At 38.3% G+C, this 15,099-nt stretch carries 13 protein-coding genes; 1 reads left to right on the top strand and 12 read right to left on the bottom strand.

The genetic code is table 11. From position 1 onward, the window contains the following. Positions 1-217 precede the first annotated feature (217 nt). From DO88_RS12320 to DO88_RS12375, 12 genes are all read right to left on the bottom strand, one after another. Complete coding sequence (locus DO88_RS12320) at positions 218-2,941, bottom strand: ExeM/NucH family extracellular endonuclease (RefSeq protein WP_033038597.1); 2,724 nt, start codon at positions 2,939-2,941, stop codon at positions 218-220. 128 nt (positions 2,942-3,069) lie between these two features. Further along, positions 3,070-4,080, bottom strand: coding sequence for a porphobilinogen synthase (hemB, locus tag DO88_RS12325; RefSeq protein WP_007378017.1), 1,011 nt, complete (start codon positions 4,078-4,080; stop codon positions 3,070-3,072). 12 nt (positions 4,081-4,092) lie between these two features. After that, entirely contained in the window at positions 4,093-5,946 is a 1,854-nt protein-coding gene (locus tag DO88_RS12330) for a diguanylate cyclase (RefSeq protein WP_033038595.1), read from the bottom strand. Next, the gene (locus tag DO88_RS12335) at positions 5,946-6,731 is read right to left on the bottom strand and encodes a TatD family hydrolase (RefSeq protein WP_007378019.1); all 786 of its coding nucleotides are present in this window, start codon (positions 6,729-6,731) and stop codon (positions 5,946-5,948) included. The genes DO88_RS12330 and DO88_RS12335 overlap by 1 nt, the downstream gene beginning before the upstream one ends. After that, entirely contained in the window at positions 6,731-7,249 is a 519-nt protein-coding gene (locus DO88_RS12340) for a hypothetical protein (protein ID WP_033038592.1), read from the bottom strand. The genes DO88_RS12335 and DO88_RS12340 overlap by 1 nt, the downstream gene beginning before the upstream one ends. A gap of 1 nt (position 7,250) precedes the next feature. Next, positions 7,251-7,991 (bottom strand): twin-arginine translocase subunit TatC, encoded by a 741-nt coding sequence (gene tatC, locus DO88_RS12345; protein ID WP_007378021.1) that lies wholly within the window; start codon positions 7,989-7,991, stop codon positions 7,251-7,253. Positions 7,992-8,039: 48 nt separating this feature from the next. After that, positions 8,040-8,372 carry a Sec-independent protein translocase protein TatB gene (tatB, locus tag DO88_RS12350; protein ID WP_007378022.1) on the bottom strand — a complete coding sequence of 111 codons (333 nt, stop codon included), beginning with the start codon at positions 8,370-8,372 and terminating at the stop codon, positions 8,040-8,042. Positions 8,373-8,377: 5 nt separating this feature from the next. Beyond that, positions 8,378-8,626, bottom strand: coding sequence for a Sec-independent protein translocase subunit TatA (gene tatA, locus DO88_RS12355; protein ID WP_033038590.1), 249 nt, complete (start codon positions 8,624-8,626; stop codon positions 8,378-8,380). A gap of 80 nt (positions 8,627-8,706) precedes the next feature. Then, on the bottom strand, positions 8,707-10,308 hold the full coding sequence (gene ubiB / locus DO88_RS12360; RefSeq protein WP_033038589.1) for a ubiquinone biosynthesis regulatory protein kinase UbiB: 1,602 nt from the start codon (positions 10,306-10,308) through the stop codon (positions 8,707-8,709). A 9-nt stretch (positions 10,309-10,317) separates the two neighbouring features. Next, positions 10,318-10,992 (bottom strand): ubiquinone biosynthesis accessory factor UbiJ, encoded by a 675-nt coding sequence (locus DO88_RS12365; protein ID WP_007378025.1) that lies wholly within the window; start codon positions 10,990-10,992, stop codon positions 10,318-10,320. An 11-nt stretch (positions 10,993-11,003) separates the two neighbouring features. Next, positions 11,004-11,759 (bottom strand): bifunctional demethylmenaquinone methyltransferase/2-methoxy-6-polyprenyl-1,4-benzoquinol methylase UbiE, encoded by a 756-nt coding sequence (ubiE, locus tag DO88_RS12370; RefSeq protein ID WP_007378026.1) that lies wholly within the window; start codon positions 11,757-11,759, stop codon positions 11,004-11,006. 83 nt (positions 11,760-11,842) lie between these two features. Beyond that, a complete protein-coding gene (locus tag DO88_RS12375; protein WP_033038588.1) occupies positions 11,843-12,829 on the bottom strand; it encodes a GGDEF domain-containing protein in 987 nt (328 codons plus the stop codon). A 356-nt stretch (positions 12,830-13,185) separates the two neighbouring features. Between DO88_RS12375 and DO88_RS12380 the strand changes: the two genes are divergently transcribed. Next, positions 13,186-14,967 (top strand): DUF885 domain-containing protein, encoded by a 1,782-nt coding sequence (locus tag DO88_RS12380; RefSeq protein WP_033038586.1) that lies wholly within the window; start codon positions 13,186-13,188, stop codon positions 14,965-14,967. The last annotated feature ends 132 nt before the right edge of the window (positions 14,968-15,099 follow it).

The following is a 15,099-nucleotide window of genomic DNA, read 5'->3' as shown; positions in this document are numbered from 1 at the left end:
AAATCAAAAAGCTAAGTAAGAGGCATAAAAGATCTCGACCACTTTTCGTGTAAAAAACACCCACGGCTATGTAGTTGCTTCTTACTTGGTTAGTTAGTTGAGGATGATTTATATAATAAGGCGATATTACGAGGTGTTTACTGAAGCTTGTCTGAATTACATTTGTATAAAAATAAAAAAAGCCGCGATTGCGGCTTTTTAAGGGTATCTAAATTAGTTATTTCTTTTTAAATCTACGCACGATTGATAGCGGCGCTAAAAGAAGTGTTAACCAAAATAATGAACCTGCATCGTTATCGTCATCTGAACGTAGGTTATTAACTTTAATAGCTACATTTTCAGCTTTAGATACGTTACCAGCACTATCTTGTGCTTGAACAGATAAGGTAATGCGGTTTTCAAACTCGTAATCTAACTCACCGGCTACAATAAGTTGTCCCTGGTTGTTAATCGAAACACTGCTGTTTCCTGATACAATAAATTTAACAACTGGTGACTCATCTGCATTAGGGTCACTAAAATCAAGCGTACCAATTACTGTCCCAATCGCGCTATTTTCATCAATAGCAAACGTTTGATTCGCTGTAATAACGGGTGTTTGCTCTTCTGGTGTTAGCGTAATTTCAGATTTTATATCAACAATTACAGGATCATGATCTGAGGCGCGGTATGCGCTTTGAGAATATAAACTTGATTTTTGAGCATCACTTTTAAATTCAACATTGTAATCAAGCGAAATTGGTTCATCAGCATTAATATGCCAATCTTTAGCTGATACTACTTTGCTAAGTAATGATGCACTAGCTACTGCATGGTCAAGGCTACCAGCACGGCCAGAGAAGCTATAAGAGTAAGCAAGAGTATTGCCATCAAGCTCAGCGACTACATTTTTATATCCTTTATCAGCAAACGCACGTATTGGATCTTCCATTGCGTAAGCATTCATGTCGCCAACTAGAATAGTATCTTCGTCGTCAACACCCGTTGGTTTGCTATCAAGCCAATCTGCGAATGCATTCGCACCTTGTGTACGTATTTCATTCCAACAAGCTTGGCCATCATTTTGATCTTCGTTCGCGCCGCTTGCACTACCACAACCACCTTTAGATTTTAAGTGCGCTACGGCTACAGTAAATACTTCATCAGTTGCTAAAGATTTAAAGCTTTGTGCGATAGGAGTACGATTACTAAAATCAAATGGTGCATCAGTAGTAATAGCGGCAGTACCGACTTCTTCTACCTTATTAGCACGATAAATTAACGCAGTCGTGATTGCATCTGTACCGATTTGATCAAGACCAAAGTCAACAAATGCATACTGGTTAGCTGCATCAGCTTCGTTTAATGCATTAACTAAGCTAGCAATAGCGCTAAATTCACCAAAACCATCATTTTCGATTTCCATCAAACCAACAACATCAGCTTGCATTGCGCTAATGGCACTTACAATTTTGGCTTCTTGACGAATAAATTCAGCTTCAGAATCTGCACCGCGACTCGTAGGGAACCCTTCACCTTGGCCATCACCATTAAAGTAATTAAGTACGTTAAAGCTTGCTACACGCAAATCAGCCTCAGCATTAAGTTCAGGTGCGTCTTTACGTGCATTTGTTGCAATAAATTGAGGTGCTACAGTTGGGTGAATTCGGTAAAGGCTAAAGCTATAAGCAAGTGCACCAGTCACTGTATTTACTGTATCACCAGTACGTAATGTATTTTCTGCTGATAAACCAGGTGTTGGATAGGCTGTAGGATCTAGATTTTGAACAGTTGAGCCATCATCGATTAATATTTTCTTAGTTAAGTTTTCGGCTTCAACTGCGTTAGCAGTATCACCAGGTAACGCAACTTGCGTACCTTGATACAAGCGCTCAGTCGCGACTTCAACTTCACCATATCGACCAAGGCCAAAGTTATTGGTAACAACTAATGGCTGTTCTAGCGTTACTAGCATACCTTCAAACGATTCTAAATAAGTTGCATCAGCTAAAGGCAAAGTTATTTTTGTAGCGGCTGAAGCTAAGCCAGTATCACAAATAGCTACTTGGCTTACGCTGCCGATTTGTGTTGCATCAAAATATTCTTCAACAGTACCTTGCACACGTACATGGTCGCCTACACTTACGTCAGTATCTGCAAAGTAAACAAACAGGCCTTCAGAAGTCAGTGGGTTAGCGTCTATATCTGCAGCAAGTGAGCTTATAAAAAAGCCTTTTAACTCATCGTCGCCTTGGAAGTCTGCTGTTACAACGCCTTCAAGTTCAACAACACTACCCACAAGAGGGCTTGCTGCACCATCGCCTTGAATAGCGCTAATCAATGTTTTATCCGCACCACATACTAATGGATCTAGTGGCTCAGGTTCTGGTACTGGAGCTGAGTCACTACCAAATACGCCTAAACCAGAAAAATCATCTTGGTCAAATTGCACCCATTCTTCGCTTGGGTCAAAAGGAGCGCTTGGCGAGGTACGGCCAACGAGGACGCTATCGTTGCGACGAAGTGTTTTATTTTGTGTTTGTACGCCACCTTCAGACCAATAAGAGCCGGGATCCGTACCAAATTGACCAAAACTATCAATGACAGTGTCGCCTTGAATTAGAACTAATGCATCATCACCGTTAAAGCTTGTAACACTATGCTCTAAATCAGCTTTACCTTTTAGCTCATCATTTGAACTTGGGTTTACGATTACATAGGTTCCGTTGGCAGGTAAAGTAGCTGATAAGTCGAGCGTAGATTGTATCGTTGTTTTACCGTTCACATATAAATTTAATTTATAGCCAGCAAGTGATAACGAATCAGTCGAGTTATTATAAAGCTCAATTGCTTTATTGTTGCTACTTCCTTCTACATATTCCGAAATGATAAGATTAGCGGAGGCTGGTGCACTAAGGCTTGCTATAACAAGCGCTAGTGGCGTTATTTTTGTTTTAAACATTATTATTTTTTTCCCGTGTATTGTGTCCCAAATGGGACACTTAGTTTAAGGAAAATTTATTACAAATAAAATACAATAAGTAAATAAAATGAAAGCAAAAATAGCGAAATTGTGACTATTGTATTACATTATTTACTTTTTAAGTATTGTGCAGCTTGTTTAGCGAAATAAGTCAGAATACCATCAGCACCAGCTCGCTTAAATGCCAAGAGAGATTCCATTATTGTTGCTTCCTCGTTCAGCCAGCCATTATCGATTGCGGCTTTGTGCATAGCGTATTCGCCGCTAACTTGATAGGCGAAAGTTGGCACGCCAAATTCATCTTTTACGCGACGTACAATATCTAAATAAGGCATGCCAGGTTTAACCATAACCATATCAGCGCCTTCTTGTAAGTCTAATGCAACTTCACGTATTGCTTCGTCAGAGTTTGCAGGATCCATCTGGTAGGTCTTTTTGTCAGCGCCTTTTAAGTTCCCTGCAGAACCTATTGCATCTCTGAAAGGACCATAATAGCTAGAGGCATACTTAGCTGAATAAGCCATAATGCGAGTATGGATAAAGCCATCCGCTTCAAGCGCTTCACGAATTGCGCCAATACGGCCATCCATCATATCTGAAGGAGCGATAACATCGGCTCCAGCTTGTGCATGAGAAAGTGCTTGTTTAACCAATATTTCAGTTGTTACATCATTGATGACGTAACCTGAGTCATCAATGATGCCGTCTTGCCCATGTGTAGTGAATGGGTCAAGTGCACCATCAGTAATTACACCGAGTTCAGGGTAAGCTTCTTTTAAAGCGCGAACAGTTCGCTGCACTAAACCATCTTCATTGTAAGCTTCTTCGGCGAATAATGACTTTTTATCTGTAGGTGTTACCGGAAAGATTGCAATGGCTGGCACGCCGAGCTCAACGAGCTCTTTTGCCTCAATAAGCAATAAATCTATTGATAAACGTTCAATACCGGGCATTGATTCAATCGCTTCACGACGATTTTTACCTTCAAGTACGAAAACGGGATAGATTAAATCGTTTACGCTAAGTTGGTTTTCAGCCATTAGACGACGAGAAAAATCGCTTCTACGCATTCTGCGCATACGAGTATACGGAAAAAGGTCTAGTCCTGATTGGGCCATATTAGAATACTCCTACTGTGGAATTGGAAAATTAATTACTTGATTACGACCGTGCTGTTTAGCGTAATAGAGGGCTTTATCAGCGTGCTCGGTAAATATTTCGGGGGTGTTAAGATCATCTGCGACGCTAGTGTAAACACCAGCACTAATTGTAAATTTAATGTCAGTGCCAGCAACAATTACAGTACTTTGCGCAATTGTTTCGCGTATTTGTTCTGCAATATCTAACGCGCCTTCATTTGGTGTATTTGGAAGCAGCACTACAAATTCTTCGCCACCGTAGCGTGCAACTTCATCAAGTGGACGCTTTAGATTATTTTTTATAATATCTGACACCGCTCTAATAACCTGATCGCCAGTTAAATGACCATACGTATCATTAATTGTTTTGAAGCGGTCTATATCAAGCATAATAATACTTAATGGCGTTTGCTCTCGGCGAGAACGACGAAGCTCCATTATTAATTTCTTATCAAAGAAACGACGGTTTTTTATACCGGTTAAAGCATCTTCAGTATTAAGTTGCTCAAGCTCTCTATTTTTCTCTTCAAGCTCTCTTAAGGTTACTTGCAGTTCAAAGGTTCGTTCGTCGACAAGCGCTTCTAACTCTCGGCGAGCTTTCTCTTGTAACGCTAGACGTTCGTTTAAGAGTGTATCTTGCGCCGTATTTTTAGCAATCAAGGTTTGCTGCGTAACTATTTGTTGGTCGCGTTGCAAAATAAACTTTTCCATTACGGTATAGCACAAACAAAAAATACAGCTAAAAAAGCAAATAAAGACAATAACTAAACTATTCTGACCAAGGGAATACCAGCCCATTGCTGTAGCAATAAAGTAGGCCATAACTATAAGGAAGAAGATTAAAGTCAGTAAAAGGCCTTTATTTTGTTTGGATGGGTCACTACGAGTACATATAAGTGTAGTGATAATATAAAAGCACAAAATAATAGGAATAGTTACAAGGCTAAATAAAGTAACGATTAAGTTAGGTAGCAGCCAAACACATAGTAATGAAATGGCAAATAGGCTGGTTATTATCGTTTGTACCTTTAACAGCGTAGAGCGTTTAGGTTGGCAAATGAGTTGCTGTAAAGGTAAAAACAACAAGGTAATAAGCATCAGTAACATAGAGCTCATTAGTTGCTGAATACCCGTTAGGTTTGGATGAAAAAACCGCAAGCCAAATCCACACAAATAGGAGAGTAATAAACCTAACGTCAACGTTATCATACCAGCACAAGCAAAATAGAGCTTGCGTGAGAACCCATATAAAACAAGACAGCTAAAGGCTAACGAAAATACAAAACCAATGAGCAAACCATATATTAAATTTAGTTTACCTTTGTAAGCTAAATAACTATCTTGCTGCCACAAAGTTAAAGGTACTCGTAACCCCGCACTATCCGTAACTTTGAGGATCACAGTTGTTGTTGTGTTTGAAGGCAATGTTAATTTAACTAATAAAGATTCGCTTTTTATTAGTCGCTGAGAAAGCACAAAGGCGTCGCCTATTTGTGTTTGTGAAAGCAGGTCAGAATTGTGTAAATGAAAAACCTGAACTTTATTTAAGAGAGGATTATCTATTGAAAGTAGTGGCTCAACTTCACTGTTGAGTGTGTTTTCTATTGTAAATGTAAGCCATACTGGTCGTTGTTCTAACCCTAAGTTTAATGAGCTGTTTTTAAGTGAATGCCAATTTTTCAAATTACTATTTCGAGCTTCTAAAAGCGAAGTTGGTTCAAAAGAATAGTTTAAATTTATGATATTTTGGGATTTAAAATTTTGGCTTATTACAATGGGATTTGCAGAAGCGTTAAATACACATACTAGGGTAAGTAGGCTAAATAAAACTTTTGCAACTATCATTAACGTGTCTCTAGAGCAAAAATGTGATTAAAGTTTTTTGTAGTTTGAGTTGCTACAGTTTCAGCTTCAATTTTATACAGTTGAGCGACAGTTTGGCAAATATGTGGAAGTAATGCGGGTTCATTTTTACGTGATTTGGGTTTAGGCTTAATCGAGCGCGGAATTAAAAAAGGTGAATCAGTTTCGAGTAGCAAGCGTTCTAAAGGAATGTGAGGGACTAATTGTTGTAACTCTTTCCCACGTCTTTCATCGCATACCCAGCCAGTAATACCAATGTAAAGCCCCAAATCTAGATAACTTTTTAACGAGCTAGCATTACCGGTAAAGCAGTGAAGTATACCGCGTACCTTGAATTCATTAAGTATTTTAAGCATATCTTCATTGGCATCACGTTCGTGTAGGTAAACAGGTAAATTTAAATCTTCGGCTACAGCAAGCTGGCGCCTGAAGACGCTACGCTGAATATCTCTAGGTGAAAAATCGCGATTATAGTCAAGCCCACATTCGCCAATAGCAACCACCTCATCGTGCTTTGCAAGGTGTTTTAATTGAGTCTCTAATTCGCTGGTGGCTGATTTTGCATCATGAGGGTGTATGCCGGCTGTAGAGTATTGCTGATACTTTATAGCCAGCTCAAGAGATTGTTCACTCCCTGCTATGTCACAGCCAATAATAAGCATGTTGTTAACGCCTGCACTATTGGCGCGGTTAATAATCTCTTGATGCTGTTCATCAAACTGATGGTTAGTTAAATTAACACCAGCATCAATTAAGGTGTACGACATTACTTAGTGCGCTTAACGCGAATAGAGCGATTTTGGTTCGCTTTTTTTAATAAAAATGAGTTAAAAACACCACGAGTTATAACAACCGTATCACTTTCTTTTAAGCGCACACTATCAGAGCCAATTTGACGCCATTGTTGATCATTATCTAAATTAATAATGAGCTCACCATAAGCTGCTTTCTCTATTGAAGTAATTGTAGCTTTAATTTCAGTATCTTTTTCTTTGTATATCTCTTTATGCTCTAAACCAAAATCATCGGCATTTGCAACAGATGGCGCTTTCTGTGTTGGAGTATGTATTGGCACGTTAGTATTTGTTGTTGGTGGTGCTAAAACTTTTGCAACTGATGGCTTGGTTAGCGATTTACCCGCAATAGTATTGTCGTAACATAGTAAACGGTTAAAGTCGTTTTCAATAAAGCTACATGCTTGTAATGCTTGAGTGTTAATTTCTGTTTGCGCAGCAAATGTGGGTGCGCTTAATAAAACCAATAGTGAGAGTAGTTGTTTTTTCATTTTATTCCTCAGATTCTTGTTGTGGTTTAGCGGTATAAAATTTCGCTAAAATTAAGCCTAGTTCAAACAAAAGCAGCATCGGAAACGCTAGTAATGTTTGTGATAATACATCAGGCGGTGTTAAAAACATCGCGACTACAAAAACACCTACCACGATATAAGGGCGTTTTTCTTTTAAGCTTGTTGTCGTTGTTGCGCCACTCCAGCATAGCAGCATAATGGCAACTGGAATTTCAAACGCGACACCAAAAGCAAAAAATAATTTTAATACAAATCCTAAATAACTACTTATGTCGGGCGCAAGAGTCATCATCTCAGGACCTGCGCTTGTAAAAAAGCCTAAAATAATTGGCAGTACTACAAAGTAACAAAAGGCTATACCACCATAAAACAGTATTATGCTAGAGGCGAGAATAGGCATGAGCATTTTCTTTTCGTGCTGATATAACCCTGGTGCGATAAACCCCCAAATTTGATGTAATATCCATGGAATAGATGCAAATAAAGCGACAAATAAAGTCAGTTTAAAAGGGGCGAAAAAAGGTGCTGTCACATCAGTTGCAATCATCGTTGCAGTGCTTGGCAAATGTGAGACTAGCGGCTGTGCAACAAAAGCGTAAATGTCATTTGCAAAATACACTATGGCAATAAAAATAACGAAAATGCTCAATAGTGCTTTTATAAGTCGATCTCGTAACTCAATTAAGTGAGCCACAAACCCCGATTTTACTTGCTCAACCATTATTATTTATACCATTTAGTAAGTTGACCATTGAAAAGGAAATTAATTTCACTTTTTTTCATCAATATGTTGGTTGTTTTCTGTCTTTGGCGGTTGTTTTTTATAGCTGTGGGTAACTGATTGAGCTGCTTGTTGTAGCTCGCTCAACGAGTTTTGCAGTTCAGGGCTTAAGTCTTTTAAGTTTTGTTGCTCTGCTTTTTTAAGGTTTTCATGCAGCTCATGTACGCGTAGCTCTTCGCTGACTTCGGCTTTAACTGAATTAGCTAGCGACTTGGCTGTTTTAATCCAGCGGCTCACTGTTCTTATAGCCACAGGCAAGCGTTCAGGGCCTAAAACCACTAAACCAACAATAAGAACAATAACAAGCTCCCACATTCCCATGCTAATTAAACCTTATTACTATCTTTGGTTTTTTCAGCGTTAGCTGGATCGTTTGGAACTGCATTTTCTGATTTTTGGATTTGCTCGGTAGTGTCTTGTTCTGTACTTTTTTCATCAGACATGGCTTTTTTAAAGCCTTTAACAGCACCGCCTAAGTCCCCACCCATTCCACGTAACTTTTTAGTACCAAAAAGAAGAACGATGATTGCTAGTACAATCAATAATTGCCAAATACTAATACCACCAAAACCCATGGTTATCTCCAGTCTATAAAATGATTAAATGTATATTTTAAATACTAATTATACGCTCAATAACGCAAATAGCACTTAGTTTATGCGCTGCGCCATGCAGTTATAAAGCTAACAGCAGAGCAGCTAATAGCGATGCTGGCAGCAATTAAATCGTGCTGTAAATAACAAAGAGCTGACATGATTATTGTCGCACTACCAAACAAGCCCAAGATTAAAGGTTTTTGAGATACCTTTTGTATTTGTACTTGAGTGCGAGGAGTTCGCTTTAAATTTTGATAAATTAAATCCGGTAGCTCGGGCATTTTTTCTGCCCAAAAAGGTAAATTAGCATACATTTGTTTCAATACAGATAATGGGCCGACTTGTTGTTTTACCCAGTCTTCTAAAAAGGGTTTAGCTGTTTTCCATAAATCCAGTTGCGGGTAAAGCTGTCTGCCTAACCCTTCAACATACAATAAAGTTTTTTGTAGTAGTACGAGTTGAGGTTGTACCTGCATATTAAAGCGGCGTGCGGTATTAAATAAATTAACAAGCACATGACCAAATGAAATTTCAGCAAGTGGCTTGTTAAATATAGGCTCACACACTGTACGAATCGCAAATTCAAATTCTTCAATGCTGGTATCGGGTGGTACCCAACCTGAATCAACATGTAGCTGGGCAACTTGGCGATAATCACGATTAAAAAAGGCAATGAAATTTTCAGCTAAATAGCGTTTATCTTCTTTATTAAGCGTACCAACAATACCACAATCTATACCAATGTATTTTGGGTTTTCAGGATGTTCGCGAGAGACGAATATATTGCCAGGATGCATATCAGCATGAAAAAAACTGTCTCTAAATACTTGTGTAAAAAACACCTCTACACCGCGTTCAGCAAGTAATTTCATATTTGTATTTTGTGCTAATAGTGCATCAGTATCAGAGACAGGTATGCCGTAAATACGCTCCATAACTAATACATTATGGCGGCTATAATCGCTATAAACTGCAGGGATATAAAGAGAATCAGAACCTTCAAAGTTACGCTTAAGCTGAATGCCATTAGCGCCTTCTCGCATTAAGTCGAGTTCATCAAGGAGTGTTTTTTTATACTCTTTAACAACTTCTACAGGGCGCAGGCGTTTTGACTCGTTATGTACTTTGGCAAGTACTTTAGCGAGCTTTTCCATTAACGCTAAGTCAGCATGAATCTGTTCATGAATATTTGGACGAATAACTTTTATTACAACATCTTGCTCAATGTTGTGCTCATCAATAAGTTTTGCTGTGTGTACTTGCGCTATAGATGCCGAGGCCAGCGGTGATTGTGAAAACTCACTAAATAATTCACTTATATCATTAATTTCGAGTGCTTTTTCAATGATTTTTTGTGCAAGTTCACCTTCAAAAGGTTGTACCTGATCTTGTAAAAACGCGAGCTCTAGGGCTATATCGTGTGGTAGTAAATCGCGACGGGTGGAGAGCATTTGGCCAAACTTAATCCATACAGGACCAAGCTCTTGTAATGCAAGACGTAAACGCAACCCTACTGATTTTTCTTTATGCTGATTGCGTAGCCAAAAAAAGCTTCCACGCATTATTTTGGCAAACCAGGGCGTTTTATGCTTAGGGACTAACTCATCTAACCCGTAGCTAAGTAGTGTTTTAGTGATGTAATACAATCGTGCAGTCGACACAAAAAATCCTTAGCGGGTTACGATGTTTAATAAGGCGTTTATACGCTGCTCAATAGCAGCAACTTGGCTTTTAATTACTCGGTTTTGTTGTTTGAATTGCTCAAGCTCTAAGGGATGAATAGTTATAGCAAGCTCATCCTGACATAAACTAGTAAGTGTAGTGGCTAACTGCTTTTTTACTTTACTGCTTTGCTGCTTGAGCGAGGTTAAGTGTAAATAAAGTTGCTGGGCCGGGCCATCGCCAATATGCTTTGATAGTTGTTCTGGCCAATCAATATCTAAACTCGAAAATGCGTTACTGTAAGTTTGGGCAATATTCAAATCACCTTGCAGGTCGAGTTTATCTTGGCGTATTAGCTGGGTAAGCATCGCTGGATTTTTTAGCGCAATAAGCGTATCTATATCGGCGCTTATCATGCAATCAGCGTTATCACTGCTTTGTGCGGTATATAAATGTAGTTTTTTATCAGCAAAAACGAGTTGGATTGTTTGTTGCCAATCTCTTACTTCAACAACTAAACGCAGCTCTTTAACTTCATTTAGTTTTTTTGAAAGCTTTGGGTCGAGTTTAAGTGCTTGATTAAGTACATGCTCGATAAGCGAAAGTACAAAGTTAGGCAACATGAAAAAAGTAGATGTAGTTGACCTATCATTATTTTTTTCAGTTACTTGTTCAAGCGCCATATCACTCTGCCTTAGTATTTAAAACCACGGTGAAGTGCAACAATACCACCTGTTAGGTTTTGATAAGTTGTTTGTTCAAAGCCAGCGTCATCCATCATTGCTTTAAGGGTATCTTGATCTGGATGCATACGAATCGATTCGGCTAAATATTTGTACGACTCGCTGTCGTTAGCAACTAGTTTGCCCATTGTTGGTAATAAATTAAATGAATAAAAATCGTAAGCTTTACTTAGTACTTCATGCTCAGGCTTGGAAAATTCTAGCACTAGTAAGCGACCACCTGGCTTTAAAATACGGTACATAGAACGAAGTGCTTTGTCTTTATCGGTTACATTACGTAAACCAAAAGCAATAGTGATCACATCAAAGCTATTATCTGGAAATGGCAGCATTTCGGCGTTCATTTGTACGTAGTCAATATTACCAACAAGACCCAAGTTATGCAGCTTCTCACGGCCCACTTTGAGCATTGAGGAGTTAATATCGCCTAAAACAACTTGACCTGTTTCACCGACTAATTGACTAAATTTAGCCGTTAAATCACCAGTGCCGCCAGCTAAATCAAGTACATGATGGCCTTTGCGAACACCAGAACTGGCAATAGTTTGACGTTTCCATAAGCGGTGCACACCAAAAGACATTAAATCATTCATTACATCGTATTTTGCTGCAACTGAGTGAAATACGTCTGCAACCATTGAGGCTTTGTCGTTTTCAGCTACCGTTTTATAGCCAAAATGCGTGGTCTTTTGCGGTGTTTCGTTCATGATTAATCTCTATCGTGGCAATAAGCACTAGTGTACTTTATTGTGTACTGCAGGTGCAATTTGAATATGATTTATCAGGTGATTTAATGCCCAGCAATAAAACAACTTTGCCCAAGAGATCGAGCTTTAAAAGCTGCATTTGAGGCTTTTTTAGCAAGTTGATTAAAATCATCTTGTTGCTGATGCTGTGCAATCCCTAATGATAAGTTTATAGCGGGTAGTTTTGTGCCACTTTTTGAGCTAACAAATCGCAACTTTTCTACCCCATTACGTACTTTTTCGGCTATTAAAGTTGCCGTTTCAGGATCAATGTCGGCGAGTAATATAGTAAATTGGTCTTTAGCAGTCCGTCCAGGTAAACCGCTTTGGAATACATACTTTTGTACTTGCTTAGCGACTTTATTCAAAATAACTTCACCAAGAATATCACCATAATTATCAACAAAGTGATCAAGGTTATCTATTTGAACAGCAATGGCACAAATGGATTTTTCTTGATTTGTCCAAACTTGGGTTTGTTGAGTTAAATAATGACGTTTATAAAGGCCCGTTTGGCTATCTACTATATGCTGCTTTCGGAGCTGAGTTAATTGCTTTTGCGTTTTTTCGTGTAACTTTTTAGCTTTGCTAAGTTCTTTCTTAAATTGTTTATGCTGCTCTAGTAACTCTACGGTTTGTGTATTGAGGATTTTAAGGGCTTTACGGCTTTGTTCTATACTGTTTTCATCAAGCGTATGCACACATTCATTTACTTGATCAGCAAAGCGGATAATTTGTTTTTCTGTTGCTTGAGCATTTCGAGAAAGTGACCCGATAATACCGTCAACATTTTGAATCATCGAGACTTGAGTTGTGTGCCCTTCATTTAAAAATTGAAAATATAATTGTTCAATTAAAACACTGTCTATATTTTCTTCTGTTGCAATCGCACGTTCTAGTGCATTTTTAAGGTTTATATTGGATTGGCTAATATAGGTATAAATCACTTGAAAATTAAGCGGGGTTGGCGGCAGCGCATAACGCTCTAAAAACACACACACTTTAGTCATTTTTTCTTGTGCAATTGCCATGGAATCATGGAACATCATTTTTAAATACCAACTGAGTACGCATAAGAGTTAATTTAAATATCTCATTCCGTGAGGCGGTTATGCATCCGAGCTTTTATTATTTTTTACTACAGTAATCGTTATGGCGGTTATTTAAAAGTAAAAAAAGAGCTACGGAACTTAAATTTTCATTTTAACAACTCAATAGCTGCTTTTCTCATCAATTAAGCTTGTTTTTACTTCTGTTGATATACTTTACTCTCGAAATACACTTAGTTTTAGTAAGGTTTATAACCGTTGATTGGTCTCATTTACTTGCTATTTATTTAGCCTACGATAGCTTTGTGATATCTATTACATCGTCAAGTTAAATTACAATGAATCATTTTTTACAGCGGCCAATGCGCCATTCTTTACTTGGTTTCATGTTTTTATGCTCATTAAGTGCATGTCAAATAACAACGCAAAATGCAGATCAACAGTTTACGCAGATAGCCAAAAGCATTGTTGATTACAGACAAAGCATTAATCCTTATAGCAATGCAAAAGGGGTTAAAGGTTACTTGTTACCAAATCTATCGCCCGAATTTTTAGCGCAAGAATATAAGAATAAAACACAGTTACTTGCCGATTTAGATACCGTCAGCATTGATAAATTAAGTGATGAAAATCAAATAAACTTCAGCATTATTCGAGCACAAGTACAAAACAGCGTTGATGAGTATATATTCAATGCGCATTATATGCCGCTTACATCAGAGTATGGTTTTCACTCTGGATTATCATATATCATCAATAGCTCTCAATATAAAAATCAGCAAGATTTCGATACATACCTTGCACGTTTGGCGCAAGTTCCACGATTTTTTGAACAAAACATATATTGGATGAAAAAAGGGATAGAAACGGGCCTTACTCAACCTAAAGCTGTGCTAGAGGGTTACGAAGATTCAATTAATGCTTACATTGTTGACGATATAACTACATCTGAGTTTTATAAACCTTTTTTAACTAATACTGCTGGCTTGAGCGATAGTGAATTTAAGGCACTACAACAAAAAGCTAAAAACATTATAAAAGAAGATGTTATACAGTCTTATAAAAATTATTTAGTGTTTTTTACGCAGCAGTATCGACCTAGTGCACGCACAAGCATTGGTATATCAGATACACCTAATGGCGAGGCATTTTATAAAAACAGAGCTAAGTATTACACTACTACCGACATGACGCCTAAAGAGATTCATGAACTTGGATTAAAAGAGGTCGCTCGAATTCGCAGTGAAATGGAGGACGTAATAGCTGAAGTAGGTTTTAAAGGCACATTCGCCGAATTTATTCACTTTTTACGTACGGATCCACAATTTTATGCCACAACACCAGAGCAGCTTTTAAAAGAAGCATCTTATATTGCTAAAAAAATGGATGCACAGCTGCCTAAGCTATTTCATACCTTGCCACGTAAACCTTATGGCGTAGCCCCCGTACCAGCCAATATTGCTCCTAAATACACAACAGGCCGTTATTCTGGCTCTAATCGAGATGATGAAGCAGGTTATTATTGGGTGAACACTTACGCATTAGATAAGCGCCCTCTCTATGTTTTAGAAGCGTTGACTCTGCACGAAGCAGTGCCAGGGCATCATTTACAAATATCACTTAATGCCGAGCTTGAAAATCTACCGAGCTACCGTCGTGATGCTTACCTTTCGGCATTTGGCGAAGGTTGGGGGCTTTACTCTGAATACTTGGGCTTAGAAGCTGGCTTTTATCAAGACCCATATAGCCGTTTTGGTCGCTTAACTTATGAAATGTGGCGAGCAGCACGTTTAGTTGTTGATACGGGAATGCACATGTATGGCTGGAGTAGAGATCGGGCTATGAACTTTATGAGCGAAAACACCGCGCTTTCGCTGCATAATGTTAAAACGGAAACCGATCGTTATATATCGTGGCCAGCACAGGCACTGTCATACAAAATTGGTGAGTTAACTATTAAACGTTTACGCGCTGAGGCAGAGCAAGCGCTTGGGAAAAATTTTGATATTCGTGAATTCCATCATCAAATATTACGCCATGGTTCAGTACCTTTATCAGTGCTAGAAACACAAGTACGTATGTATATAAAAAATGAATCAGTTAAGCTGGAAAGTAAATAAGTATAATTTTTAAAAATGGGTACTGAGTTGTTTTTATAGCTATGTAAGTTAGTGCTCTGTTGGTAAGTAGTTGTATTTATTTTAAGTAAGCAGGTTAGTAATTATGATGAGCCATTTAGTTCATTAAAGCGG

Source organism: Pseudoalteromonas sp. S3431, assembly GCF_000690035.1.
Lineage (GTDB): Bacteria > Pseudomonadota > Gammaproteobacteria > Enterobacterales > Alteromonadaceae > Pseudoalteromonas > Pseudoalteromonas fuliginea.
This window is presented reverse-complemented; position numbering and strand designations above follow the sequence as displayed.